The organism is Serratia silvae (genome assembly GCF_023282985.1).
Classification (GTDB): domain Bacteria; phylum Pseudomonadota; class Gammaproteobacteria; order Enterobacterales; family Enterobacteriaceae; genus Chania; species Chania silvae.
The window spans coordinates 12,167-38,527 of the sequence record NZ_JAGQDC010000004.1 but is presented as its reverse complement, the minus strand read 5'-3'; the positions used below and the strand labels follow the sequence as shown (position 1 = coordinate 38,527).

General features: G+C 56.3%; 25 protein-coding genes. 11 read left to right on the top strand and 14 right to left on the bottom strand.

The genetic code is table 11. The features are described 5' to 3' along the window. Positions 1 to 54 precede the first annotated feature (54 nt). Positions 55 to 675 carry a homoserine/homoserine lactone efflux protein gene (rhtB, locus tag KAJ71_RS06740; protein WP_248945009.1) on the bottom strand — a complete coding sequence of 207 codons (621 nt, stop codon included), beginning with the start codon at positions 673 to 675 and terminating at the stop codon, positions 55 to 57. A gap of 296 nt (positions 676 to 971) precedes the next feature. Here rhtB and pldB point away from each other — a divergent pair, with 296 nt between their 5' ends. Further along, on the top strand, positions 972 to 2,009 hold the full coding sequence (pldB, locus tag KAJ71_RS06735) for a lysophospholipase L2 (RefSeq protein ID WP_248945008.1): 1,038 nt from the start codon (positions 972 to 974) through the stop codon (positions 2,007 to 2,009). 11 nt (positions 2,010 to 2,020) lie between these two features. Next, positions 2,021 to 2,821 (top strand): sugar/pyridoxal phosphate phosphatase YigL, encoded by an 801-nt coding sequence (yigL, locus tag KAJ71_RS06730; protein WP_248945007.1) that lies wholly within the window; start codon positions 2,021 to 2,023, stop codon positions 2,819 to 2,821. A gap of 44 nt (positions 2,822 to 2,865) precedes the next feature. On the opposite strand, the gene KAJ71_RS06725 is transcribed toward yigL, so the two are convergent. The 3 genes from KAJ71_RS06725 to glpT form a co-directional block, all read right to left on the bottom strand. After that, positions 2,866 to 3,576, bottom strand: coding sequence for a hypothetical protein (locus tag KAJ71_RS06725; RefSeq protein ID WP_248945006.1), 711 nt, complete (start codon positions 3,574 to 3,576; stop codon positions 2,866 to 2,868). A 143-nt stretch (positions 3,577 to 3,719) separates the two neighbouring features. Then, a complete protein-coding gene (gene glpQ / locus KAJ71_RS06720) occupies positions 3,720 to 4,799 on the bottom strand; it encodes a glycerophosphodiester phosphodiesterase (RefSeq protein ID WP_248945005.1) in 1,080 nt (359 codons plus the stop codon). Between the two features lie 104 nt (positions 4,800 to 4,903). Continuing rightward, complete coding sequence (gene glpT / locus KAJ71_RS06715; protein ID WP_248945004.1) at positions 4,904 to 6,256, bottom strand: glycerol-3-phosphate transporter; 1,353 nt, start codon at positions 6,254 to 6,256, stop codon at positions 4,904 to 4,906. 361 nt (positions 6,257 to 6,617) lie between these two features. Between glpT and glpA the strand changes: the two genes are divergently transcribed. From glpA to glpC, 3 genes are read left to right on the top strand one after another with little or no spacing between them, the layout of a single operon-like run. After that, positions 6,618 to 8,267: an anaerobic glycerol-3-phosphate dehydrogenase subunit A gene (gene glpA / locus KAJ71_RS06710; protein WP_248945003.1), complete on the top strand. Its 1,650-nt coding sequence runs from the start codon at positions 6,618 to 6,620 to the stop codon at positions 8,265 to 8,267. Next, on the top strand, positions 8,257 to 9,528 hold the full coding sequence (gene glpB / locus KAJ71_RS06705; RefSeq protein ID WP_248945232.1) for a glycerol-3-phosphate dehydrogenase subunit GlpB: 1,272 nt from the start codon (positions 8,257 to 8,259) through the stop codon (positions 9,526 to 9,528). Before glpA ends, glpB begins: the two co-directional genes overlap by 11 nt. Further along, a complete protein-coding gene (glpC, locus tag KAJ71_RS06700) occupies positions 9,525 to 10,724 on the top strand; it encodes an anaerobic glycerol-3-phosphate dehydrogenase subunit GlpC (RefSeq protein ID WP_248945002.1) in 1,200 nt (399 codons plus the stop codon). The genes glpB and glpC overlap by 4 nt, the downstream gene beginning before the upstream one ends. Before the next feature lie 37 nt (positions 10,725 to 10,761). On the opposite strand, the gene KAJ71_RS06695 is transcribed toward glpC, so the two are convergent. The 3 genes from KAJ71_RS06695 to KAJ71_RS06685 are packed head-to-tail and all read right to left on the bottom strand — an operon-like array spanning position 10,762 to position 12,527. Continuing rightward, positions 10,762 to 11,325, bottom strand: a complete 564-nt coding sequence (locus KAJ71_RS06695; protein WP_248945001.1) for a DcrB family lipoprotein — start codon at positions 11,323 to 11,325, stop codon at positions 10,762 to 10,764. Positions 11,326 to 11,378: 53 nt separating this feature from the next. Next, positions 11,379 to 11,813: a GNAT family N-acetyltransferase gene (locus tag KAJ71_RS06690; protein WP_248945000.1), complete on the bottom strand. Its 435-nt coding sequence runs from the start codon at positions 11,811 to 11,813 to the stop codon at positions 11,379 to 11,381. A 48-nt stretch (positions 11,814 to 11,861) separates the two neighbouring features. After that, positions 11,862 to 12,527 carry a 7-cyano-7-deazaguanine/7-aminomethyl-7-deazaguanine transporter gene (locus tag KAJ71_RS06685; protein WP_248944999.1) on the bottom strand — a complete coding sequence of 222 codons (666 nt, stop codon included), beginning with the start codon at positions 12,525 to 12,527 and terminating at the stop codon, positions 11,862 to 11,864. A 197-nt stretch (positions 12,528 to 12,724) separates the two neighbouring features. Here KAJ71_RS06685 and tusA point away from each other — a divergent pair, with 197 nt between their 5' ends. Then, on the top strand, positions 12,725 to 12,976 hold the full coding sequence (gene tusA / locus KAJ71_RS06680) for a sulfurtransferase TusA (RefSeq protein ID WP_021181512.1): 252 nt from the start codon (positions 12,725 to 12,727) through the stop codon (positions 12,974 to 12,976). A gap of 49 nt (positions 12,977 to 13,025) precedes the next feature. Here the strand turns inward: tusA and KAJ71_RS06675 are convergent, their stop codons facing one another. Both KAJ71_RS06675 and KAJ71_RS06670 read right to left on the bottom strand, forming a co-directional pair. Then, positions 13,026 to 15,362, bottom strand: a complete 2,337-nt coding sequence (locus tag KAJ71_RS06675; RefSeq protein WP_248944998.1) for a zinc/cadmium/mercury/lead-transporting ATPase — start codon at positions 15,360 to 15,362, stop codon at positions 13,026 to 13,028. 146 nt (positions 15,363 to 15,508) lie between these two features. Next, complete coding sequence (locus tag KAJ71_RS06670; protein WP_248944997.1) at positions 15,509 to 16,135, bottom strand: lysoplasmalogenase; 627 nt, start codon at positions 16,133 to 16,135, stop codon at positions 15,509 to 15,511. Positions 16,136 to 16,295: 160 nt separating this feature from the next. Between KAJ71_RS06670 and KAJ71_RS06665 the strand changes: the two genes are divergently transcribed. After that, complete coding sequence (locus KAJ71_RS06665) at positions 16,296 to 16,655, top strand: DUF2500 domain-containing protein (protein WP_248944996.1); 360 nt, start codon at positions 16,296 to 16,298, stop codon at positions 16,653 to 16,655. A 28-nt stretch (positions 16,656 to 16,683) separates the two neighbouring features. Here the strand turns inward: KAJ71_RS06665 and KAJ71_RS06660 are convergent, their stop codons facing one another. Together KAJ71_RS06660 and rsmD are read right to left on the bottom strand one after the other, a co-directional pair. Then, positions 16,684 to 16,956 carry a DUF1145 family protein gene (locus KAJ71_RS06660; RefSeq protein WP_248944995.1) on the bottom strand — a complete coding sequence of 91 codons (273 nt, stop codon included), beginning with the start codon at positions 16,954 to 16,956 and terminating at the stop codon, positions 16,684 to 16,686. Further along, positions 16,946 to 17,569, bottom strand: coding sequence for a 16S rRNA (guanine(966)-N(2))-methyltransferase (gene rsmD, locus KAJ71_RS06655; protein ID WP_248944994.1), 624 nt, complete (start codon positions 17,567 to 17,569; stop codon positions 16,946 to 16,948). Before rsmD ends, KAJ71_RS06660 begins: the two co-directional genes overlap by 11 nt. A 220-nt stretch (positions 17,570 to 17,789) precedes the next feature. On the opposite strand from rsmD, the gene ftsY reads away from it, so the two are divergent. From ftsY to rpoH, 4 genes are all read left to right on the top strand, one after another. Continuing rightward, positions 17,790 to 19,403: a signal recognition particle-docking protein FtsY gene (gene ftsY / locus KAJ71_RS06650; protein ID WP_248944993.1), complete on the top strand. Its 1,614-nt coding sequence runs from the start codon at positions 17,790 to 17,792 to the stop codon at positions 19,401 to 19,403. A gap of 5 nt (positions 19,404 to 19,408) precedes the next feature. Next, on the top strand, positions 19,409 to 20,080 hold the full coding sequence (gene ftsE, locus KAJ71_RS06645; protein WP_248944992.1) for a cell division ATP-binding protein FtsE: 672 nt from the start codon (positions 19,409 to 19,411) through the stop codon (positions 20,078 to 20,080). Next, complete coding sequence (gene ftsX, locus KAJ71_RS06640) at positions 20,070 to 21,023, top strand: permease-like cell division protein FtsX (RefSeq protein WP_024484638.1); 954 nt, start codon at positions 20,070 to 20,072, stop codon at positions 21,021 to 21,023. Before ftsE ends, ftsX begins: the two co-directional genes overlap by 11 nt. A gap of 314 nt (positions 21,024 to 21,337) precedes the next feature. Beyond that, entirely contained in the window at positions 21,338 to 22,195 is an 858-nt protein-coding gene (gene rpoH, locus KAJ71_RS06635) for an RNA polymerase sigma factor RpoH (RefSeq protein ID WP_021181503.1), read from the top strand. Between the two features lie 58 nt (positions 22,196 to 22,253). On the opposite strand, the gene KAJ71_RS06630 is transcribed toward rpoH, so the two are convergent. The 3 genes from KAJ71_RS06630 to panM are packed head-to-tail and all read right to left on the bottom strand — an operon-like array spanning position 22,254 to position 25,922. Beyond that, entirely contained in the window at positions 22,254 to 24,329 is a 2,076-nt protein-coding gene (locus tag KAJ71_RS06630; RefSeq protein WP_248944991.1) for a hypothetical protein, read from the bottom strand. Further along, on the bottom strand, positions 24,316 to 25,533 hold the full coding sequence (locus KAJ71_RS06625) for a DUF3142 domain-containing protein (RefSeq protein WP_248944990.1): 1,218 nt from the start codon (positions 25,531 to 25,533) through the stop codon (positions 24,316 to 24,318). The genes KAJ71_RS06630 and KAJ71_RS06625 overlap by 14 nt, the downstream gene beginning before the upstream one ends. Then, positions 25,530 to 25,922, bottom strand: coding sequence for an aspartate 1-decarboxylase autocleavage activator PanM (gene panM, locus KAJ71_RS06620; RefSeq protein WP_248944989.1), 393 nt, complete (start codon positions 25,920 to 25,922; stop codon positions 25,530 to 25,532). The genes KAJ71_RS06625 and panM overlap by 4 nt, the downstream gene beginning before the upstream one ends. Positions 25,923 to 26,361 lie beyond the last annotated feature (439 nt).

The window sequence follows — 26,361 nt, the reverse complement described above, 5'->3', positions numbered from 1 at the left end:
TGTGCGCTGGCCGTGTCCAAACTGCCTGCGACAATAACGCCGAGAATTACATTCTCATGCCTTTCTTGCCGTTGCCAGCAATCCCGCCACCAGAATAAACAGCGAACCAAAAATCCGGTTTAACAACTGCATCTGGCGCGGCGTCTTTAGCCAACCGGCAATGCGCGTGGCCAGCGTGGCATAGCCAATCATCACCAGGATATCGATCACCACCGTGGTGACGCCGAGAATGACATACTGCTCGGCCTGCGGCTGGTTGGGCATGATAAACTGTGGGAACAGGGCAGCCAGGAACACGATGCTCTTGGGGTTGGTCAGATTCACCAGCACGGCACGGCGAAACAGGCGGCGGCGTGGCAGGGTGCCTGCCAGAGTGTGCAGATCCAACGCGCCAGCGGCACGCCACTGCTGGATACCCAGCCACACCAGATAACCCGCACCAAACCATTTCAGCAGTTCAAAGGCCAGTAGCGACTGGGAAACCACCGCGCCGAGGCCAATGCCCACCAGCACGATATGGATACTCAGGCCAACCTGCAGACCCGCAATCGACGCCGCCGCTCCGCGATAACCGTGGCTGATACCGGTGCTCATGGTGTTGATGGCACCGGAACCGGGGGAAAGACTGAGAATAAGGGTTGTCAGCAGATAGGTTAACCACCAGTCTAAGGTCATCTGAATACACCAATTTGTCACCAATTTGTGCCACAATACGCTATACCCGTCGTCTTTCAAGCTGTAGCGTTGTTACCTGCACTTAGTTATTCGACCCGTCCATGGGCCTCACCCCTTACGGGGCCGCTGGATACAGCGTTCAAATCTGTTCCTGACAGATTTGTCACCCCAGTCACTTACTAAACGTAAGCTCCTGGGGATGAGATAGCTTGTCGCCTAGCTACAGCTCGAAATCCATAGGGTATAGTAGTATTTATCACATTTTTATCTGAGTAACCCCCGTTAAAAGGTAGGCCATGTCGTCATTCACCCTTGATCCCGCGCAATGGTTAAACCGTGAAAAGCAGTTCTCTGCCTTCGCGACCGGGCCTCTGCTGGATTTTTGGCGGCGACGTGAGGAGGGGGAGTTCACCGGCGTGGGGGGCGTACCGATCCGCTTTGTGCGCTTTGCTTCCCCGCTGCACCAGCGGGTGGTGGTGATCAGTCCAGGGCGCATCGAAAGCTATATCAAGTACCCGGAAGTGGCGTACGATCTGTTTCACAGCGGCTATGACGTGATGATCATCGATCATCGTGGTCAGGGGCTGTCCGGGCGCATGCTGGCAGATACGCACCGGGGGCATGTGGTAAACTTTGGTGACTACGTAGACGATTTTGCCCAGTTTTATCATCAGCAGGTCAAACCCTTGGGTTACCGGCAGCACGTCGCGCTGGCGCACTCGATGGGGGGCGCGATACTGGCGCAGTTTTTGGCGCGTGAGCCACAGTCGTTTGCCGCCGTAGCACTCTGCGCGCCGATGTTGGGCATTTATCTGCCGATGCCGGGCTGGGTGGCCAACGGCATTTTGAACTGGACGGAAAAGCGCCCAGGGCTGCGAGATTATTACGCGGTAGGTACTGGGCAGTGGCGGCCATTGCCCTATGTGGTCAATACTTTGACCCACAGCCGCGAGCGTTATCGCCGCAGCCTGCGTTATTACGCCGATTATCCCGAGCTGCGGGTAGGTGGGCCAACCTACCACTGGGTCAGGGAAAGCATTCAGGCCGGGCAGCAGATTATTGCCCAGGCTGCTAACATCACTACGCCGATTTTATTATTGCAGGCCGGTGAGGATCGGGTGGTCGACAACCGTTCCCAGCGCGCTTTTTGTCAGGCACTGTCAGACGCGGGGCACCCTTGTGAAGGGGGAAAACCGTGGGTTATCAAAGGCGCTCGCCATGAGATCCTGTTCGAACGGGACGCGATGCGCGCCGAGGCACTGAACGCAATCCTGCGTTTCTTTGCTCAGCACTTAGGTGGTACTGCTGCCGCCGAAAATTCCACTAGAGGTTAGAACATATCGCTATGTATCACGTCGTTGCTTCCGATTTAGATGGCACTCTGCTGTCCCCTGAGCACACCCTGACACCGTACGCCAAAGAAACGCTGCAGCTGCTGACGCAGCAGGGCGTACACTTTGTTTTCGCTACCGGCCGCCACCATATCGACGTTTCCCAGATCCGCGATAATCTCGGCATCAGTGCTTTTATGATCACTTCCAACGGTGCGCGGGTACATAACACCGCCGGTGAGCTGATCTTCAGCCACAACCTGGATGAGGATATCGCCCGCGATCTGTACAACATGATGCACGACAATCAGGATATCCTGACCAACGTCTACCGCAACGACGACTGGTTCATGAACCGTGAAAGCCCGGAGCAAGAAGAGTTTTTCCGGGAGTCGATCTTCAAATATGAGCTGTTTGAGCCGGGCTTGTTGGAAACCGATGGCGTGTGCAAGGTGTATTTCACCTGCGAAGATCATGAAAAGCTGCTGCCGCTGGAAGATGCCATTAACGCGCGCTGGGGCGATCGGGTCAACGTCAGCTTCTCGTTCCCAACGTGCCTGGAAGTGATGGCCGGTGGCGTATCGAAAGGCCATGCGCTGGAAGAAGTGGCCAAGATCATCGGCTATTCGCTCAAAGAGTGCATCGCCTTTGGCGACGGCATGAACGATCTGGAAATGCTGTCGATGGCGGGGAAAGGCTGCATCATGCAGGATGCCCAGCAGCGTCTGAAAGACAAGCTGCCGGAGCTGGAAGTGATTGGCTCCAACGTTGACGACGCGGTGCCTCATTACCTGCGTAAAATGTACTCGATTTAACTGATTGGGGCGCAGTCTTTACCGGCTGCGCCCGCCGGGCTACGTTATTCCTGAACCTTGCACACCAAATCATACGACGATAATTTGCCGTCCGGGGTGCCTTGGATCAGCTCGATATCCTGATCCAGACTGCAGAATAAAGCGGCGGCGCTGCGCACCGGTGTGGCGTAGGTAATATCGATAAACAGGCGGCTAGTGTTATCAACAGGTCTGTTTTTCAGCTGTTTCTTTACCCACTGTTCCAACTCAAGCGCGATTTTTTGCAGATCGTCATTTTCTTTCAGCAGATGGATCTCAACCTCTCTTGCCCCTTCAATGCTGGCCAGTTCGGTCTGATACTCAAGCTGTAAAGCTTGAGGGAGAAGCAACGACAGCTTCTCTGCGTCGGTATAGGTTTGCAGGAACGGCGCAACCTGGCCAACAGCCGGGGTGCCGACCACGTGCGGGCCGTGCAGCAGCGGTTTTTTCTTGGTGATGCGGTAGAGATGGGGTTTTTTAACGTGGTGTAACGTCATGACCGAGGCCAGCAGCAACAGCAGCGTGGTAAACAACAGTGGGATAAACCAGATGAAGAAGCTGGTCAGATCGGTAAACGGGTGCGAATAGCGCTCGACGTCATCCGGGCGGAAGAAACGCAATATCATCTTGAAGATCAGCCCTTCGTTCAGTGCATCGGTGACCCAGCCGGTCAGCACTATGGCGGAAAGGGCATAACAAGACGTTTTGATATGATGCAGTAACACTGAACGTTCCACGATCTCTTTTCCTTATCAATCGCCGACGTCGGTATCCTTCCATCACCTAGGGTAATAATCAAGGAGGAGACTCATTATTGCGAGAGCTAGCCTGCTCAACTACAAGGGGCGCAGGCTGCGCCCACTTAAAGAAAAGGCTAAGATTACTTATGTTGCCCCTGCTTTTGCAGGAACTGGACGCCCTTGTCCGGGAAGTCGGTAAACACGCCGTCAACGCCCGCCTGATTGTAAATCGCGTCGAACAGCTGGTTCACGTCGGTGACGTATTTCGGCAGCTTATCGGCACGGATGGTGTAAGGGTGCACCGCCATATTGTTGGCATGGGCGTCTTTGACCATCTCGGTCAACACGATCTGGTTCGGCTTGGACTGCTCTTCGACGATCAGCATGTGATAGTCAGGCCCGATGCCGTCGGCATACTGGGCGATCTTTTTCATCGCGCCCGGTTTGAACATCCAGTCGTAGTCATAGTTGACCCACTTGCCGTCTGCCTTCTGCTCGTAGGTTTCGTTCCAGTCGGTGTAGGCAATCAGCTGTACCAGCTTCAGATCCATCCCCATCTTGGGTTCCAACTGATCCTTGATGCGTTTCAGCTCGTTGGCATCAAAACACTGCAGGTAGACATTGTCGCTCTTGCTGGTGTAGCCGTATTGCTTGAGCACTTCCAGCACCTTGGTGGAGATGTCTTTTCCTTCCTGCTGATGGAACCAGGGGGCCTTGATTTCCGGGTAGAGGCCGATGTTCTTGCCGGTTGAATGGTTCAAGCCCTGTACGAACTCGATCTCTTCCTGGAAGGTGTGGACGCGGAAGTCGGATTTGCCCATCGGGAAGCGGCCAGGGTAGCTTTGTACCTGCTTACCGTCTTTGATATCAAAGCCTTCGGTGAACTTCAGCGATTTGATCTCAGGCAGCGTAAAGTCGATAGCGTAGTAGCGGCCATCTTTACGCGCCCGGTCTGGGAAACGTTCGGCAACGTCGGTGACGCGATCCAGATAGTGGTCGTGCAACACCACCAGCTCGTTATCTTTGGTCATCACTAGGTCTTGCTCAAGGAAGTCGGCCCCTTGCGCGTAGGCCATCGCCTTGGCCGGTAACGTATGCTCCGGCAGGTAGCCGCTGGCACCGCGGTGTGCGATAACCACTTTATCCGCAGCCTGTGCGGCACTGAGCATTGAAGTGGCAAGAATGATCCCTGTCAGCAGGGCTTTGGTTTGAGTCCGCATTCTGTGTTGCTCCATGTTGTAGAGGTAAGAAAAAGGCCGCAGTGCGGCCTTAGATTGACGATAAAGGATAGGTAGGGGCGCTGTATGCTGCGCCCGCTTTGCTTTTAACCGCGTTTGGCCGCGATTTCTGCGTGGTGTTTCTTCTCGCTGAGCATGGTCAGCACCAGCAGGATCACCGCACCGATGCTGCCGCCGATCATCACCATAAAGCCGCCGTCCCAGCCGAAGTAGTCAACGGTATAGCCGACGATGGCACTGGCTGCGACCGAGCCGCCCAGATAACCGAACAGACCGGTAAAGCCTGCGGCGGTACCTGCCGCTTTCTTCGGTGCCAGTTCCAGCGCGTGCAGGCCGATCAGCATGACAGGGCCATAGATCAGGAAGCCGATGGTGATCATACAGGCCATATCGATGCCAGGGTTGCCCACCGGGTTCAGCCAGTAAACGATGGTGGCGATGGTCACCAGAACCATGAAGAACACCCCGGTGGCACCACGGTTGCCTTTAAACACCTTGTCCGACATCCAGCCGCACAGCAGGGTGCCTGGGATACCGGCGTATTCGTACAGGAAGTAGGCCCAGGAGGATTTGTCCAGCGCGAAGTGTTTCACTTCTTTCAGGTAGGTTGGTGACCAGTCCAGGATGCCGTAGCGCAGCAGATACACGAACACGTTGGCGATCGCGATGTACCACAGCAGTTTGTTTGGCAGCACGTACTGCATGAAGATCTGCTTGGCTGTCAGTTCTTCTTCTGCTTCTTCGCTGTAATCATCCGGATAGTCGTTTTTGTATTCTTCAATCGGTGGCAGACCAACAGATTGCGGGGTGTCACGCATCAAGGCGAAGGCGATCAGGGCCACCAGGATCGCACCGAAGGCAGGCATATACAGCGCCGCATGCCAGTCGTTAAACCAGGCCATACCCAGCAGGAACAGCAGTGGAGGCAGGCCACCACCGACGTTGTGCGCACAGTTCCATACCGAAACGATACCGCCACGTTCTTTCTGTGACCACCAGTGCACCATGGTACGGCCACAAGGCGGCCAACCCATACCCTGGAACCAACCACACAGGAACAGCAGCACGAACATCACGGCAATGCTGGAGGTAGCCCAAGGCACAAAGCCCATAAACAGCATGACGGCAGCAGCCAGGATCAGGCCGGCGGGTAGGAATACACGCGGGTTGGAACGGTCAGAAACCGAGCCCATGATGAACTTGGAGAAACCGTAGGCGATGGAAATCCCTGACAGCGCAAAGCCTAGGTCACCACGGCTGAAGCCCTGATCGATCAGGTACGGCATCGCCAGGGTGAAGTTTTTACGCACCAGATAGTAGGCGGCGTAACCGAAAAAGATCCCCATAAAAATCTGCCAGCGCAGCTTACGGTAGAGCGGGTCTACCTTGTCGACTGGCACACGAGAAATGTGTGCGGCTGGCTTAAAAATACTCAACATGAGCGCCTCCGATGGCTTTATCTGTTTATTGCCTCAACAGGAAACGGCTGTCCTGAAGATGAGCTTGCGGATACCTGAAGTGTTGTTAAATGTTCCATAACGAGCGCAATGCTAGAGAAAACCCCCCGATCACACCGTGATGGATGGCGCATTTGTTACACTTTTATGAAACTGTGGCGAATTTTGAGTGATCGGTTAACATTTTGGAATGACTAAATAGCACAAATACGTGATATTGGTCACATTCATGGCTTTTTATGGCCATATTATTTTCGTTTTCTGTTCGTTATTGTTCCTTATCAAACAAAAACCCTACTGACTGTGGCTAAATAAAGCCATAACTACAGGCTCAGGGGGCGTGATGAGCAACAACTCACCAATCACCGAAACGGACGTGATCATCATTGGCGGCGGCGCTACCGGCGCGGGGATTGCCCGTGACTGTGCGCGGCGCGGTCTGCGTTGCGTTTTACTGGAAAGGCATGACATTGCCACTGGCGCTACTGGCCGCAACCATGGGTTGTTGCACAGCGGGGCGCGCTATTCGGTCACCGACGGCGAATCGGCACGCGAATGTATTGAAGAAAACCGCATCCTCAAGCGTATTGCCCACCATTGCATCGAACGTACCGACGGCCTGTTCATTACCTTGCCTCAGGACTCGTTAGCCTTTCAGCAGCAGTTTATTACCGCTTGTCGCAGCGCTGGCATTGAGGCCGAAGCCATTGACCCCGCGCTGGCATTACGCCTGGAGCCTGCGGCTAACCCCGCCCTGATCGGCGCGGTGCGGGTGCCGGATGGCACCGTCGATCCTTTCCGTTTAACGGCGGCCAACATGCTTGACGCGCGTGAACATGGCGCACAAATCCTGACCTATCATCAGGTTACCGGTTTGTTACGTACTGGCGATCGCGTGACGGGCGTGCGCGTTTTCGATCACAAGGCCGCACAGCAGTACGATATTCATGCTCAGGTGGTGGTCAATGCCGCCGGGATCTGGGGCCAGCAAATTGCCGAGTATGCCGATCTGCGCATCCGTATGTTCCCTGCTAAAGGGGCGTTGCTGATCCTGGGCCATCGCATCAATAACATGGTGATTAACCGTTGCCGCAAACCGGCAGATGCCGACATTCTGGTGCCTGGCGATACCATCTCGCTGATCGGCACCACCTCCACCCATATCGATTACGACCAGATCGACAACATGGTAGTGACGCCACAGGAAGTGGATATCTTAATCCGCGAAGGCACGCTGTTGGCCCCGAAACTGGCGCAAACGCGCATTCTGCGTGCCTATGCGGGCGTGCGGCCACTGGTCGCCAGCGACGACGACCCTTCTGGGCGCAACGTCAGTCGTGGCATCGTGCTGCTCGACCATGCGGCGCGCGATGGGTTGGAGGGCTTTATCACCATTACCGGCGGCAAGCTGATGACTTACCGGCTGATGGCCGAATGGGCCACCGATCTGGTCTGCGCCAAGCTGGGCATCGATAGTCCTTGCACCACGGCGGAAGCGGCGTTGCCCGGTTCCCGTCAGAGCGCCGAAGAAACGGTGCGCAGCGTAGTTTCACTGCCTGCCAGCATCCGGGGTTCGGCAGTGTACCGCCACGGCGATCGCGCCAGCCTGGTCCCTTCTGGCAACCGGCTGGACAACAGCCTGGTGTGTGAGTGTGAAGCGGTGACTGCCGGTGAGGTGCGTTATGCAGTGGATTCTCTGACCGTCAACAATCTGGTCGATCTGCGCCGCCGCACCCGCGTGGGTATGGGGACCTGCCAGGGTGAGCTGTGTGCCTGCCGTGCCGCAGGCTTGTTGACGCGGTTTAACGTGGTGACGCCGCAGCAATCCATCACCCAACTGTCCCATTTCCTCAATGAACGCTGGAAAGGCGTGCGGCCTATCGCCTGGGGCGATGCCCTGCGGGAGAGCGAATTCACCAGTTGGGTATATCAAGGGTTATGTGGGTTAGATGCGCAGGGTGATGCTAAGCAGGAGGCGGATGATGCAATTTGATGCGGTGGTGATTGGTGGTGGCTTGGCTGGGTTAAGCTGTGCTATCCGTTTAGCCGAGCATGGCAAACGCTGCGCGGTGGTCAGTTCCGGCCAAAGCGCGCTCTATTTTTCTTCCGGTTCGCTCGATCTGTTGGCCCATCTGCCCGATGGTACGCCAGTGGCGTCGCCTCTGTCTGCCTTGCCTGAACTGGCGCAGCAGGCTCCACAGCATCCGTATAGCCTGATGGGGGCCGCACAGGTGGCCGCGCTGGCAACGCAAGCCGAGCAATTGCTACAGCGTTGCGGGTGGCAGATGCAGGGCGATAGCAGCCAAAACCATCTGCGCGTGACCCCGCTTGGGACTTGCCGTGCCACCTGGCTCAGCCCCCAGGCGATCCCTGTCTCTCCCTTAGACGGTAAGTTGCCGTGGCAGAACATCGCCGTACTGGGCATTGAAGGTTTTCTGGATTTCCAACCGCAGATGGCGGCCAGCTCATTGATTCAGGAGCAGGGCCTCAAGGCAGAAGTGGCATTTTTGCATCTGCCAGTGTTGGATCGCTTACGTAATAATCCCAGCGAGTTCCGCGCGGTGAATATTGCTCGCGTACTGGATCTGCCAGAACATCTGGCGCTGCTGGCAGAAGAGATCACACGCCAGGCTGGCGAGGCAGAGGCCATCTTGCTGCCAGCCTGTCTGGGGTTAGAAGATGACGAACCGTTGATGACGTTGCGCCGCTTGGTCGGTAAGCCCGTTTATCTGTTACCCACTCTGCCGCCCTCCGTGCTCGGTATGCGGCTGCATCAGGCATTGCGCCAGCGCTTGCAGCAACTGGGTGGGGTGTTTATGCCGGGGGATAGCGTATTGCGTGCCAGTTTCGACGGGCAGCGCGTCACCGGTCTGTATACCCGCAATCACACCGATATTCCGCTGCGGGCGCAGCAGGTGATACTGGCCAGCGGCAGCTTCTTCAGTAACGGCCTGGTGGCCGCTTTTGACGGCATTCGCGAACCGGTATTTGGCCTCGACGTGTATAGCAAAACCGAACGCGCCGACTGGAGCGATGCCGATCTGTTTGCCCCGCAGCCGTACCTGCAATTTGGGGTTCAGACCGACACCGCGTTGCGTGCGCTAAAACAGGGTGAGGCGATGACTAATCTGTATGCTATCGGTGCCGTGGCTGGCGGTTACGACCCGTTGCAACAAGGCTGTGGTGCCGGGGTTTCACTGCTAGGAGCGCTGCACGTTGCCCAACAGATCCTGGCACAGGAGGTTTCAGCATGAGCCTGTTACCAGACAACAGCTTCGAGAGTTGCATCAAATGTACCGTCTGCACCACCTATTGCCCGGTCGCCAAGGCCAACCCGCTCTATCCGGGGCCAAAACAGGCCGGGCCAGATGGGGAACGCCTGCGGCTGAAAGATCCGGCGCTCTACGATGAAGCGTTGAAGTATTGTACCAACTGCAAGCGCTGTGAGGTGGCTTGCCCCTCTGACGTTAAAATCGGCGATATTATCCAACGTGCCCGGGCCAATTTCAGCCAAAGCAAACCGACGCTGCGCGATGCCATTCTCAGCCATACTGACATCATGGGTTCGCTTTCGACGCCGTTTGCGCCGATCGTTAACGCCACTACCGGCCTGAAGCCGGTGCGTAAGCTGTTGGATAAGGCGCTGAAGATCGACCATCGGCGTGAGCTGCCGAAATACTCGTTTGGCACCTTCCGCCGTTGGTATCGCCAGCAGGCGCAACAGCAGCAGCGCTATGCCGAGCAGGTGGCGTTTTTCCACGGTTGCTTTGTCAATTACAACCATCCACAGCTTGGCAAAGATCTGATCAAGGTGTTTAACGCCATGGATATCGGCGTGCAGTTGCTTAAACGTGAGAAATGCTGCGGCGTACCGCTGATCGCCAACGGCTTTATTGCGCAGGCGAAGAAGCAGGCCAAAGTGAATGCGGAATCACTGCATGATGCAGTCCTGACCAAAGGCATACCGGTGGTGGCTACGTCGTCGAGCTGCACGTTCACCCTGCGTGATGAGTACCCGCATTTGCTGGAGGTGGACACCTCTGCGGTGCGTGAACGAGTAGAGTTGGCTACGCGTTATCTCTATCGTCTGATTAGCCAAGGGCGCACCTTGCCGCTCAAACAGACGCCGCTGAGGGTGGCTTACCACACGCCGTGTCATATGGAGAAAATGGGCTGGACGGCCTATACGCTGGAGCTATTGCGGCAGATCCCAGGGCTGGAACTGGTGGTGCTGGATTCGCAGTGCTGCGGTATCGCTGGGACTTACGGCTTCAAGTCGGAAAACTATGAAACCTCGCAAGGCATTGGTGCCTCACTATTTCGCCAGATTGAAGCGAGCGGAGTGGATTTGGTGATCACCGATTGTGAAACCTGCAAATGGCAGATCGAGATGTCCACCAGCAAGCGCTGTGAACATCCGATCACCCTGTTAGCACAGGCATTGGCGTAACAGTTTAAACGGGCCAGCATGCTGGCCCCGGCGGGCATTATTTGACCTTCACGGTACTGAAAATACCTGCGGCTTCGCTTTGAGCCTGCTGTTGGTTATCTGCTGGCAGTGTGACCTGTACGGTCAGCATTTTGCTGTCCGCCGTGGTACCAAGCAGTACTGCAGAGTAGGCCTTTTGACCGCCGCTGGTGATGATGCTATCCACTTGGCGCATTGGCACCCCGTTAATTTCAACGGCTTTATTGGTAATGACCTGCAGGTTGGTGTCGCGGGCGCGTTGTTGCCCTTCCAGGCGAGTGGCCAAGGTTTCCAGATCGCTATCTGCCTTATCCGCGACGATCACGATCAGCGCACGCTGGCCGGTACTGTCGGCATAGACGTGCATGTTATTGGCCTGGCTGCCCAGCTTACCGCTCTGATCGGCCATACCGTTTGGCAGAGTAAAGGTCAATTTGCCATCAAGTAAACTTACCTGTTGCCCGGTTGGCACACTGGTGGCTGCGTTGCCTGCTGGTGCACTGCTGTCTTTGGTGGCGCTGTCACATGCCGCCAGGCCCAACACCAACAGGCTGATACCCATCAATTTTGTTACTTTACGCATCTGGTGTTCCTTATTCCTTTGCAGATAGAGTTGGTTGACCGTATGGCTAGATGTCACAGGTTTTTTTTAAGTAATAGACGATACTCGTCTACTTCGCCTTTCTTTTCTAGAGTGAAAATCTGATATTCGTGGCTAATGAGCATTATTAGCATGGCGCGGAACTGGTTGCGGGTTTTTACCCACAGCTGTTGATAGCCTTGCGAACGCGCCCAATGCTCCTGCTCCGCCAGCATGGCTTGGGCGACCCCTTTGCGGCGAAAGGCAGGTAAAACTGCCCCCAGCCAGCTGTAGAACTCCCCAGGCGTGGTTTGATAGCCGAGTTTAAAACCGGCTGCCTGGCCATCAATTTCGGCAATCAAGCCGTGAGAAGGGTTATTCCCGATGCGTTGCTGCAAATCGCTCAGGCTGTGCAGGCTGCCAAATTCTGGAATGCAGAGGTAAAGAGAGTGGATCTCTTCAAGTGTAGCTTGGCGAGTGGTTAAGCGCATGGGCAGCCTCCGTAAAATCAAGCTGCCCATAATAACCGAGAAGCAGGGTTAACTCAGTTGAAACCGGTTGGCGGGTTGGCGTTCTGCCAAGCGTTTGAGCAGCATATTAAGCAGCAGCCCGTACATCGGCAGGAAGAACACCAGGCAGATCAGCACCTTGAAGCTGTAATCCACCAGCGCGATCTCCACCCAGTTGGCGGCCATAAAGGGGTCGCTACTTTGGTAGAAGGCGATAAAGAAGAAGGCCAGGGTATCGCTGATATTGCCCAGGAACATGGCCGCGGCGGGGGCAACCCACCAGGCGCTGCGTTGGCGTAGGCGGTTGAATACCTGCACGTCCAGGATCTGGCCCAGCACGTAGGCCATGAAGCTGGCGGCGGCGATACGCGCCACAAACAGGTTGAAGCTGGTCAAGGCGGCAAAGCCCTGCCATTCGCCCTGGAAAGTGACGGTGGAGATCACATAGGAGATAAACAGCGCCGGAACCATCACCGCAAGGATAATCCTGCGTGCCAGCGGGGCACCGAAGATCCGCACGGTCAGGTCAGTGGCCAGGAAGATAAACGGAAAAGTGAAGGCACCCCAGGTGGTGTGAAAGCCGAAAATGCTGATCGGCAACTGCACCAGGTAGTTGCTGGAAGTAATGATGGCGATGTGGAATAGCGATAGCCAAACCAACGCGATTAAGCGTTGTCGATCGGTAAACGAATACATAATGTAGCCTTTTTGAGTGTGGGGTGAGGGAACCCATTGTTAACTGCGCGGCACATGGTACGCGTTTGGGCATTCAATGCAATGGTTAAATTTAACGCAAACGTTAACGTGTCTTGCGCAGAAAAACTACCGGCGTAAACTAGCGGGTAATCAGATCCGGCGAGGGTTCGCCGATCGTTTTAGATCGAGAGAGATGTATGACTGACATTTTTGCCCAGGCAGACCAGACGCTAGACGCGCTGGGGCTGCGCTGTCCGGAACCGGTCATGATGGTGCGCAAAACCGTGCGCCATATGGATAACGGTAAAACCTTGCTGATTATCGCCGACGATCCGGCCACTACTCGCGACATCCCGGGTTTTTGCCGCTTTATGGAACATACGCTGGTGGCCCAGGAAACCGAGCAGGCCCCGTATCGCTATCTGCTGCGTAAGGGCCTGGCCGAATAATCCTATTGCTGTCAGGCCCATTTCCATAACGGGCCTGACAGATTATCGATTATGTGCGTTTTTTCAGCAACCGTAAGGCGTTGGCGGTCACCAGTGCGGTCGCCCCGGAGTCTGCCAATACGGCCAGCCACAGGCCGGTCATCCCCAGCAGGGTGGTGACCAGGAAAATCGCTTTCAGCCCTAGCGCAATGGTAATGTTCTGGCGAATATTGGCGTGTGTAGCGCGGGAGATGCGGATCATCTCGGCAACGCCGGTCAAGCGGTTGTGCGTCAGTGCGGCATCGGCCGTTTCCAACGCTACGTCGGTGCCGCTCCCCATCGCAATACCAATGCTGGCGGCTTTCATCGCCGGGGCATCGTTGATACCGTCGCCGATCATGGCGGTGGGTTGCAGCTTGCTCAGCTCGGTTACCGCTTTCACTTTGTCTTCCGGCATTAACCCAGCGCGGTAATCAATCCCCAGTTCATTGGCAATGGCGGCCGCTGCACGCGGGTTGTCGCCGGTGAGCATTACGCCACGGATCCCCAACTCGGCCAGCTCGATAATCGCCTGTTTGGCGTCACTGCGTAAGGTGTCACGCAACGCCAGTAAACCGATAGGCTGCCCGTTTTCTAACACCACCACTGCGGTTTTACCCGCCGTTTCCAGCGTTTCTACCCGGTTGCGCCATTCGCTGCCCAACTGGCTTTCCGTCAACTTGCCCGGTGCGCTGATCAGAATGGTTTTACCGTCGACTTTCCCCTCAACCCCGATACCTGCCAGCGCCCGGCGACCTTCGGCCAGCGGCAACGTAGCCCCGTTTTCCGCTGCGCGGTTGACGATAGCTTGTGCCAATGGGTGGTGTGAGCCCGCCTCGACAGCCGCTGCGATGGCAAGCAGTTGTTGCTCGCTAAGGCCCTCTGCTGGCAGCACGTCGGTCACCGTCGGTTTGCCTTCGGTCAGCGTACCGGTTTTGTCGAACGCGATGGTCTGCACTTGGCCCAACTGTTCCAATGCCGCACCGCCTTTAATCAGCGCACCTCGGCGTGTGGCCGCCGCAAGGCCGGAGGTGATGGCCGCTGGCGTAGAGATCACCAAGGCACACGGACAGCCGATCAGCAGCAAGGTCAGACCCCGGTAAATCCACATCTCCCAAGGTTCGGCAAACAGCAGCGGTGGAACCAGGATCACCGCCACGGCCAGCAGCATGATCGCCGGGGTGTAATAACGGCTGAAGCGGTCTAGGAAGCGTTCAATCGGTGCCCGGCGCTCTTCGGCCTCTTCAATCAGCTGCAGGATACGGTCGATGGCATTTTTGCCCGGCTCGGAAGTGACCTTCATCTGCGCGGCCTGATCGACGGACAGGCTGCCAGCGGCCACTTTCTGACCCTGTTGGCGTTCTACCGGCACGGATTCACCGGTTAAAGCGCTTTCGTCAAAGCTGGCGAACGGGTTTAGCAATTCGGCATCGGCAGGCAAGCGGCCACCGGGCGCGATCTCTATCACGTCACCGGGGCGCAGGCTGGCCACCGGCACGCGTTTACGTACGCTACCCTGGATAAGCAGAGCATCTTCCGGCACCAGTTCCATCAATGCCTTCACGCCACGGCGTGCACGATTGGCGGCGTAGGATTCCAGCAGTTCTCCCACCATAAATAGCAGCAGCACCATGGCCGCTTCGGCGGTGGCACCGATAAACAGCGCACCGATGGCGGCAACGCTCATCAGGGTTTCTATGGCAAACGGCGTGCCCGACCGAATCAGCCGCAAGGCTTTGCTGGCAATCGGCACCAGGCCGACCAGCGTAGTAGCGATAAAGGCAATTTCGCCCAGCCGTGGGTTGAAGAAGTCGAGAACCCAGCTGAGCACCATCAGCGCGGAGAGCAGTATCAGAGGGCCGTACTCACCAAACCGGGAGGCTTTCGGCTCATCGCCTTGTGCCGCCGGGGTAGTCCCTAACAGGGTAAAGCCAGCCTGTTTTACCGCGTCCTGGATCTGCATGCTGACGTCGGATTGGGCATCCACCACCAGTTTTTCCGTGGCAAACAGCACGCGAGCGCTGTCGACGCCGGGGATCGACGTCACGGCATTTTCGATTTTCTTGGCACAGCTCGGGCAATCCATGCCGGTGACTTTCCAACTGAAACGCTGGCTGCCGGAAGGGGGAACGGCAGCCAGCCTGTCGCTTTCCTCATCAGGATCGTCGTGGTCATCGCTACTGCAACAGTTGGCGCCGTGCTCATGGGACGCATGATGGTCATGGGCAGCGGTTGCTCCTGCCGTGGTTTTTTCACTGCTACAGCCATGCTGGGTTTTAGCGTGGTCATGACTACAGCCACAGCCATGATCGTGGGTATGTTCTTGATGCTGATGTTCTTGGTGATTATGTGGTTTATGAGTCTGCATAACGCCCCCTTCAGGCAATCCAATATCATCTCAACAAGCACTCTACACCTTGGAGCTGACTCCAGAGTCAAGCGCGATATGAGAATTATTGTTAATTGCATTGCAGGGGCGCTACGGATCCGGTTGCCCGAACCCGTAGCCTGCCATTACAGATACAGCGAGCGAACGATCAGGAAATGCCCGGAGAAGTAGCAGAAGGCGACCACGGCATCTGCCGCGCGGAAGGTAAAGCGATAGCGGTTCAGCAGCCAGACGATATTCGCCAACAGCAGCAGCGAGGTGCCCGCCAGCAATGAGAAGCCAAAGTCGGTACTGCGCAGGAAATATTGTTCCCCCGCCAGCCACACCATCAGTAGCGCCATGGCGACCAGCGTGGCGATCGGCCAGCGCATCTCTTCCAACCGGCTCCAGATGATGGCCAGCAGCAGAGCACCAATCACCAGCAGCACCAGCGGCAAGGGCCAGAACAGGCTGAAAGTCATCTGGCTGGCAAAGCTCAGGGTATACAGCAGGTGTGAGAGGAAGAAAGCGCCGATGGCGTACAGCACCCGCTCACGCGGCAGCAACAGCAAGGCGTCACCCGCCAGCGTCGCCAACAGGCCTAAAACGATCAGGTAACCCGCAGGGCCCAATACCGGAGCCTGCCAGGCTAATAACAGCAACAGCAGCAAGGTGACCGGTTTAAACACCCAGCGCTGCCAGCGCGGGCCGCGATAGGAGGCATCAACGAACAACCAACCGGAAAAAAATACGGCAAGGAACGGCCAACTCATATGTCTTCCTTATTTATGATGGGAGCCGGGATAACCAACTCCAGGTTGTCACTCTTCCAGTGTAAGCAGCGCGCATAGGTTCGACAATGCTTTCTTCAGAATGCTATGTTTACGCGGTCTTAGGCGCGGAAATCCGCCGGGTAAAAGAGGAAAGTCGTCAATGAGTAAGCCACCGTTGTTTTTCGTTGCCGTGATCGCGCTGATTGCGGTGCTGGCGACCCGCCAATACCTCAACAAGCGCCGTCAGGATGCGGATAATGACCGCCAGCCGGTGCGTACATTGCAGGTGGAAGTCAGTGCCAAGCGGGAGTTCCCCTCGCCAAATCGTCGTTCGCGGCAGCGGGAAAATATCGTAGTGGAAGATATGCGTTACGAAGTGTATTTCCGTCCGTTGACGGGCGGCAGTGAGATCAAAATGCCGCTGCCGCAGCAGCAATATAATCAGATAGATAAAGGCGCTCAGGGCACGCTGAGCCTACAGGGCACCCGTTTTATCTCCTTCACGGCACAGACGTCGTAGGGGCGCCGCATGCGGCGCCCGTTAAAGGCTATTTTTTCTTCAGAGGTGGCTGCTTTTTTTGCCAGTCCAGCATCTCAAACACGCCAAAAATAAAGATCTTGGTTTCCAGCCAGCGGCTGATGGGTTGGTCTTTCGGCTGGGTGGATTTCAGTAACACCAGTTGTAGCCCGTGCATCACCACCATAAAGAACAAGGCGACGTTGATGAAGTAGGTCAGCGGCTTGGGGTACGGGTGAAACAGGTTGGTGAGCAGAAAGCCCCACACGCACAGCATCAGCAGACGGCCCAGATTAATCAGCATGTTCGGTTTTCTCCTCAAGGGTGCGGAGGTAAAGGCGGTAGGCTACCTGGCCAGCGACCTTCTCGCGGTGCAATGTCCAGGTTGCAGGGACATCGGTGGCGGCGCTTTCGGCTTCCGCCTCGACGTAAATCCAGGCCTCGTTCGCTAACCAGCCCTGCTGTTCCAACAGCGTGATGGTTTCGGCCAGCAGCCCTTTACGGAACGGGGGATCGAGAAACACCACGTCAAAAGGTTGCCCATTGCCTGCCAACCAGGTCAAGGCGTTGGTATTAACGACGCTGCCATTGCCTTGCAACAGCGTCAGGTTTTTCCCCAACTGTTGCGCGACTGGCCGCTCATACTCCAGCAGCGTGGCGCTTTCGGCATAGCGCGACAGCGCTTCCAACCCCAACGCACCACTACCCGCGAAGCAGTCCAGACAGCGAGCGCCACGGATCACCGGTGCCAGCCAGTTGAACAAGGTTTCGCGTACGCGGTCGGTGGTTGGCCGCAGCCCTTCGCTGTTGGGCACCGGCAGTTTGCGCCCGCGCCATTGGCCGCCGATGATGCGGATCTGGCCAGCGGAGGCCGTCTGCGGTTTTTTGAGCGCGCCGCGCGGTGGTTGTTTTGCCATAAAGAGTCTTAATCAGTTGCGGGGTTAACGAAAAGTTGCCGCCATTCTATACCGGATTGCGGATAAGTTGCAGCCTGGAGGCGGTGGGAGCGTTAAAACTACCGTGATGAAAGCATTGCCGATGCGTATTGCTGCGCGAGGGAAAGTGATAAACTCAAAAAATAATTAGTTAATTAGATTTCCGTGGACATTAAGCCATTGGTACGGAGTAGGTCAGAGCATGGCAAAAGATAAAAAACGTGGGTTTTTCTCCTGGCTGGGCTTCGGCCAGAAGGAAGAAGAGCAGCAGCAACCTGAATCTGCCGTAGAACCGGCGGAACAGCAGGCCGCAGAAACCCCGGCTGCCCCCAAACTGGACGATAAACTTCCCACTCAGGAGTCTGCACCAGCCGCCACCAAAGATACCCCAGGGGAGTGGGATAGCAGCCTGAGCGGCGAGCCTATTGCCGAAAATATCCTGCCGCTGGACGAACATCACGCTGAGCCAGTGGCGATCGAAGAAGTTACCGCAGTGCAACAGCCTGAGCGGCAAGCAGAAGAACCAGAGCTGATTGAAGCGGTTATTGAAGCACCTGCTGAAATTATCGAGCCAGAGCCAGAGGTTATTGAAGCGGTAGTCGAAGTCCCTGCCGAGATTATCGAACCTGAGCCAGAAGTGGCTGAAGCGGTAATCGAAGCGCCTGCCGAGATTATCGAGCCAGAGCCAGAAGTGATTGAAGCGGTTATCGAAGCACCTGCTGAAATTATCGAGCCAGAGCCGGAAGTGATTGAAGCGGTAATCGAAGCACCTGCCGAGATTATCGAGCCTGAGCCAGAGGTGATTGAAGAGGTTATCGAACCAGAACTGGAAGCGGAACCTGAGCAGCCTGAACTGTTAGCTCCAGCGGTTACGCAAGAGCAAGAACGCCCGAGCAAAGAAGGCTTCTTCGCGCGCCTTAAACGCAGCCTGCTGAAAACCAAACAGAACCTGGGCTCCGGCTTTATCGGACTATTCCGCGGCAAGAAGATCGACGACGATCTGTTCGAAGAGCTGGAAGAACAGTTGTTAATCGCCGACGTTGGTGTAGAAACCACCCGTAAAATCATTGAATCTCTCACTCAGCACGCCAGCCGTAAGCAGCTGAAAGACGCTGAATCGCTGTATGGCAAACTGAAAGAAGAGATGGCGGAAATTCTCGCCAAGGTGGATCAACCACTGGATGTCGGCGGCAAAATGCCATTCGTGATCCTGATGGTTGGTGTGAACGGCGTGGGTAAAACCACCACCATCGGCAAACTGGCGCGTCAGTTCCAGGCCGAAGGTAAATCGGTGATGCTGGCCGCAGGCGATACTTTCCGCGCCGCCGCTGTTGAGCAGTTGCAGGTCTGGGGTGAACGTAACCGTATTCCGGTCATCGCTCAGCATACCGGTGCCGATTCCGCTTCGGTGATCTTTGATGCGGTGCAGGCGGCCAAAGCCCGCAATATCGATGTGCTGATCGCCGACACCGCCGGTCGCCTGCAGAACAAGGCGCACCTGATGGAAGAGCTGAAGAAGATCGTGCGGGTGATGAAAAAACTGGACGAGCAGGCCCCCCATGAGGTTATGCTGACTCTGGATGCCAGCACCGGACAAAATGCGGTTAACCAGGCGAAATTATTTAATGAAGCCGTGGGCCTGACCGGCATAACGCTGACTAAACTGGACGGTACCGCCAAAGGCGGGGTGATCTTCTCCATCGCCGATCAGTTTACTATCCCGATCCGTTATATCGGCGTTGGTGAAGGTATCGAAGATTTGCGGCCGTTTAAGGCTGATGACTTTATTGAGGCACTTTTTGCCCGAGAGGATTGATACGGATGATTCGCTTTGAACAGGTCAGTAAAGCTTATCTGGGCGGACGGCAAGCCCTGCAGGGGGTAGATTTTCATCTACGTCCGGCGGAGATGGCGTTTCTGACCGGCCATTCCGGCGCGGGGAAAAGTACCCTGCTGAAACTGATTTGTGGGATTGAGCGGCCAAGCGCCGGTCATATCTGGTTTGGCGGGCATGACATCAGCCGGTTGAAAAACCGCGAGGTGCCTTTCCTGCGCCGCCAGATCGGCATGATTTTCCAGGATCACCATCTGCTGCTGGATCGTACGGTGTATGACAACGTGGCGATGCCACTGATCATCGCCGGGGCCAGTACCGAAGATATCCGTCGCCGCGTTTCGGCTGCGTTGGACAAGGTTGGGCTGCTGGATAAAGCGAAGAACTTCCCCATTCAGCTTTCCGGTGGTGAGCAACAACGCGTTGGCATTGCCCGCGCGGTGGTGAACAAGCCAGCAGTGCTGTTGGCGGACGAACCGACCGGTAACCTGGACGACGCCCTATCGGAAGGGATCCTGCGCCTGTTTGAAGAATTTAACCGCGTTGGGGTGACGGTATTGATGGCAACCCACGACACCGGGCTGATCGCCCGGCGCAATTATCGCATCCTGACGCTGAGCCAGGGCCGTATGGTAGGGGGCGCACACCATGGCGAATAACGCAAAAACCGCCAAGAGCAAGGCACTGCGCGGTGGCTGGCGTGAACAGTGGCGCTATGCCTGGATGAACGCCATTGCCGATATGCTGCGCCAACCGCTGGCAACGCTGCTGACTGTGATGGTCATCGCCATTTCCCTGACGCTGCCGAGTGTTTGCTACATCGTCTGGAAGAACGTCAGTACCGCGGCGACACAGTGGTATCCAACGCCACAGCTGACGGTGTATCTGGATAAATCCCTCGACGATGACGCGGCGGTTAAAGTGTTGGATGCCATCAAGGCTGAGGCCGGGGTGGAGAAGGTGAACTACCTGTCGCGTGAAGAGGCGCGGGGCGAGTTCCGCAACTGGTCTGGCTTTGGTGGCGCGCTGGATATGCTGGAAGAAAACCCGCTGCCAGCCGTGGCGATTGTCACACCGCAGATGAGTTTCCAGAGTTCCGATACGCTCACCACCCTGCGCGATCGCGTGGCGGCGGTGCAGGGTGTGGATGAAGTCAGGATGGACGACAGCTGGTTTGCCCGCCTGGCGGCGTTGACCGGGTTGGTGGGCCAAGTGGCCTTGATGATCGGCATACTGATGGTGGTAGCGGTGTTCCTGGTGATTGGTAACAGCGTGCGTCTGAGCATCTTCAGCCGTCGCGATACCATCAACGTGATGAAGCTGATCGGTGCTACCGACGGCTTTATCCTGCGGCCGTTCCTCAACGGTGGTGCAATGCTCGGCTTCTTCGGCGCGTTATTGTCGTTGGTTCTGTCTGGCGCGCTGGTGTGGAAGCTGGAGTCGGTAGTGACCAACGTGGCGAAGGTGTTTGGCACCACCTTTACCCTGCATGGGCTGGGCTGGGACGAGGCGCTGCTGCTGCTGCTGATTTCGGCGATGATCGGCTGGATTGCCGCCTGGTTGGCTACCGTGCAACATTTACGCCGATTTACACCACAATAGTGATTTTTTGGTATACTCTTCTCCTGCTGCGGCCCGGTTGCCGTGCTGCGGGAGAAGAGCTGCCAGACATCAACATCTCCGATCTCTTCTCAAACGCACAAATTCCCAATCAACCTGAGCTTTCATGGCGTATTGTCGTGTGCACTGTGTGCGAAAAACGGTGAACTTTTAGGGTTGAGCACGGTCAAAATCTGCAGCAAATGTTTAGGTGCCCGGCGTGTGGACCCGCTTTTGCAACAGCAACTGCCGCAAGATCAATAGCTCCCCGCCGTAAAATCACCTGCATGACCAGTTTTATCAAGAGAGGGTTTTGAATGACCAAAGAAATGCGCACTTTAGCCTTAGTCCCACAGGGCAGCTTGGAAGCCTACCTGCGGGCAGCCAACACCTATCCGATGCTGACGGCAGAGGAAGAGCGGGAACTGGCTGAACGGCTGCATTATCAGGGCGATCTGGAAGCAGCTAAGCAGCTCATCCTGTCTCACCTGCGCTTTGTCGCTCATATTGCCCGTAACTATTCAGGGTACGGTTTGCCGGTGGCAGATCTTATCCAGGAAGGGAATATCGGCCTGATGAAGGCCGTGCGTCGCTTCAACCCAGAGGTTGGCGTACGTCTGGTATCCTTTGCGGTGCATTGGATCAAGGCAGAAATTCACGAATACGTGCTGCGCAACTGGCGTATCGTCAAAGTGGCGACCACCAAGGCACAGCGCAAGCTGTTCTTCAACTTGCGTAAAACCAAGCAGCGCTTGGGCTGGTTCAATCAGGATGAAGTGGAGCTGGTCGCGCGCGAGCTGGGTGTCACCAGCAAAGACGTGCGTGAGATGGAGTCGCGCATGGCGGCGCAGGACATGACCTTTGACCCAACGCCGGAAGACGAAGGGCGTGACGGTCATGCCATGGCACCGATGCTCTATTTGCAGGATAAAAGCTCGGACTTTGCCGAAGGGATCGAAGAAGATAACTGGGAAAGCAACGCCGCAGACAAACTGGCCTACGCGCTGGAAGGTCTGGACGAGCGCAGCCAGCATATCATTCGCGCCCGCTGGTTGGACGACGACAACAAGTCCACCCTGCAGGAGCTGGCCGATCAGTACGGCGTTTCCGCCGAGCGTGTGCGCCAGCTTGAAAAGAACGCCATGAAGAAATTGAAGATGGCGATCGAAGCCTGATATTGACAGTGCTTAACGCTCGAAAAGCCCGGCAAGCCGGGCTTTTCTGTTTTTGTAGTTAGTTGGTTGCGGTATCAAACTCCGGTGCCGGGCAGTTGTAGCCAAACTTGGTTCCCCAATCAAACTGGGTGCCGTTCTTGATATAGCGCTGATACAGCGCCCGGCCGGTCTTGGCGTCGCGGGCTATCACCCAACCTGCGGCATTACACAATACGGCGGCATAGGCCTGGCTTTTCGGTGGCAACAGGTCGGCGGCCTTTTGCGCCAGATCCACCGCCTGCCAGCGGTAATGCAGGAAACGGTTATCCGCATCTGGCAACGATTTCTTGGCCCGTGCCGCTTCCGCCGCGCTGATCCAACTCTTGTCTTTGATATCCTTGGTGTTGAAAGCATCCCCCAGATAGGAATACCCCGCGCCATAAATATTGTAATCCGGCGTCATTTCGTAACTGGTGAAATCCAACCCCTGCGAGCGCAATAGCGCCGCCGCCTGATAGTAGCTTTTGGCGCGTGCGTTCTTATCTGCCGATTTATCCTTCGCCGCTTTCATCAGGTTGGCAAAGTCCTGCGCCGCTTGGCGGTAGTTCGGAATGGCAAAGTAGTTCACCGCCTCCTCATAGCGGCCAGCGCGCATCATGCGCCGTGCCAGCAATTCACGCAGTTGAACCTCTTGGGTGATCCGCTCGCCATTGTATTCGTCGGGTTTGACCGGCTTGAGCGGCGTGGTGGGCGCTGGTGCATGCTTATCCACAAAGCCTTTCAGCTCATCGACCGTCAGCACCCGCTCGGCGATATCCGCCACGTCTGCCCAGTAGTTTTCTTTACCGCGATACATCAGATCCATCGCTTGCAGATAGTCGCCACGGTTCAGCGCCAGAATGGCCTGCTCGCCGGCAACCCGGCAATCCGGCACGATCATTTCGGCTGCGAAGTCTTCGTTACGTTGCTCCCCCCAGCTTTCATCCGTTGGGAATGCGGCAGCGGCTTTGGCATAGGCGGCAGTGGCGGCTTTCACATCACCATCACGCAGGGCCATTTTGGCACGTAACCACCAGGCTAAACCGCCATCACCCGCATTTTTCAGCAGGTTGGCCGCCATGACATATTGCCCGGAACGATAGGCCAGCGCCGCCAGCCGGTCGCTACCGGTGAAACCGCTTTTAACCGAGTCATTGAGCAGCGTCAGGGTCTGATCGACAAGCTGTTTGGCGCCGGTCTCACCGTTAATGATGCCGGACATCTCCAGATTACTGCTGCGGGCGAACAGCTCAATGGTGACCAACTGCTGCACCAACGGATCGTGAATGGCCTGTTTTAACGCCTCTACATGTTGCGGGTTGACCAGATAGGTGGAGATGTACTGCAGCGAGAGACCGCCATCGGGATCGCCCTGGGCGGCCTGCTGAGCATATAGCTGTGCCGCCGGAGCGATTTCCCCGAGCCACAAATGAATACGTGCTTGCTGGCCCAGGCTACTCAGCGCCAGTTGATCGGGATCGGCGGTGCCACTTTTCACCTGGTCGATCACCTGTTGGAAGGCGGCCAAGGCCTGCTCAAGCTGAGCTTTCTCCGGATGTTTCACCACCGGCTCGCTACCGGATTCGTTTTCCGGCGTGCCATGATCGCCCATCAGCAGGCGGCCAAGCGAGTATTGTGCCCGTAACCCCCATACTTCCTGCTCGGCGGCTGGCAACGCCAACACCTGCTGGAAATATTGCGACGCCCGAGGATCTTCTGCGGTAAAGGCTACCGCCCCCAGCGTATATAAGCGTGCGGCATTAGATAGCCCTTGCGCATTCACCGCGTCGGCTTCCTCTACGGTCTGTGTCGCCCGCATCTGGGCAATGGCTTGCTGTTCTGGCGAGAGGGGCATCGGTTTTGGCGGTGTCGTCGGGGCCGGAGCCTGCCAGCGTGGCAACTGTGGATCTACCGGCACCAGACGGCTGGCTTCGAAAGCGAAGTTGCCCTCAGGCATATACAGCAGGGTGCCGTTGCGGTTAACCAGCAGGCGGTTGGGGAAGTCTGGCCCACAGGCCTGGCCGCTCAGCGGCATCATCAGTGCCGCAGCGATCAGGGATGCTAACGGAAGCGCACGGCGACCGTGCCCTGCTGTGTGCAAATCAAGGTATGACATGGGTGCCTCCTGGCGTGATTTGTTGGCAGCGTAGCCAGCCCAAGGGGCGTGATTGCCCTGCTCGTAGCTGATCGCCGCTAATGCGGATAAAGCGTTGTGCTTCCGATGGCGTTGCCAGCTGGTAATGACCTACCGCGTCTGCGGCCAGGCAACCTTCAGCCTGAATGTGGATTTCACGGGGTAACGGGGCATCCACCGGTCCCTGATTCTCAATAATCAAATCATACAGCCCATTTTGCTGTGGCTGCGGCAAAAATTTCACCCGCCAGTTGGCGAGTAATGGCTGATGCTGGATCACCGCCCGTAGCGTCGCCATCGACCAGGCGCGGCGATCGTTTGTCAGCGGCAAGCGGAACCAGATAATGCCGCGCAGATGTGGTAGTGGGCGTTGTGCTAGCTGCCGCAAGAAATCGGCAACCTGTTGCGGTGCCACGGTCAGTTCCTGGGTATTGCCCGCCACGCGCTGCGAAACTTCGCTTTCAACCATAGCTCCCTGGGCATCGAACCCTATCAGAGCCATACCGTAGGCTGGTAAGGCGATACGGAAGGGCTTAGGGCTAAGGCGCGCATACTGGCGTGTCCACTCCAGCGCCAACTGGTCGTCGAATAAACCTTGGGTGGGGGAGAGCACCGCATGTACCTGAAGCACCGAGCTGTCTACCTGTTGCAGCACGCCGGGCAGCGCCGGGGAGCGGATCCAGGCGGGCAGGGCGGTGATGCCAAGCTGTAGTGAAGGGGGAAGCCATTGGCGGAGTTGGCGCAAGAATTTTTGATATTCGGGCAGCCGTGCGGTGGCGGCGTCATGGTCGATCTCCACGCCAATTACCGGTAAACCCGCCGCCTGCCAGCGTTGCAGCTGTTGCTGCAGACGTGCATAGATGGCGGCCTCATCCAACTGCATCAATTGCCCGTCTAGCCGTACCACTAGCCATAGCGGGCGGCCATCCTGTTTGAGCAGGGCAGTATTGACCGTGATTTCCCGGAAACCCTCACGCGGATGCACCTGCAAACCCAACACGCGCAGGGTAGCAAACAGATCATGGCTGGCGGCCAGCGCCTCGGCATGTTGAGGTGTCCACACCCTTTGCCAAACGTAGGCCTGCTGATCCCAAGGTTGATGAAGATTGATTGCCTGGTAGCGCCCTGCAAACCAGGCCATGACTGCGAGCAGCATAATGACGATCAGAGCTATCCAACGTTTCATTTTTGCCAGCAATCGCCCTGAGGCTGAAAGCCGCAGGCGCGCATAAAGTTGCCGACCTCACCACGTTCACGTGCGGCTAACCCGGCAGTAGCCAGTTGCCAATGTTGCACCTGTGGCAATTGGCGTTGGGTATCTTCTATCAGATACAGCCCTACACCTCGGCGGCGTGTCACTTCGCGCACGAGCAGATCGTGCAATTGGGCGCTCTGGCCCTCTATCTTTATTTTTACTGCCCCCAGTAGCCGCTCGTTAAACCGGGCGGCAAACAGTGCCTTGCCATCTTCCAGCCAGCTTAGCCACTGCGCAGGCTGTTGATGCGGCCAGATTTTACCAAGGTCGATAAGGTCTTGCGGGGACAAGCTGGTCAAGCGTTCAATGGTCAGTTTCATGCCGGATTTCCGCACCGATAAGGGATGTCGACAGTGTAATGGATCTTGCACAACGCGTTGTGTAAGTTTTTCTATACGTGTCCTGTGCAAAATGTTTTTTGCCGTGGGCATTTTCCGAGTAAACGATTGGTTAAGGACGTGTTAACCAGCATATCTTGCTGTTCCTTGTGCGAAATAGCGCAGAATTAATCCGGATTTTATGCTGTTTACACCGCTTGTTTCTGACATTGTGAGTTGCTTTGCAGAAGAAAACTCCTGTTTAATGACATGAAAAATAAAGTCTTATTAGAAAATATTGTCGCAAATGTACCTAAATCATTATTACTTATAGATAAAAGCGTTCTACCGCCGTTTTTCAGGCCGCAGCCATGAGCAGTAACTTGCAATTCAGCCGGTAGAAACAATGATTAGGTGTGACAAAAACAACGGACTTACTCAC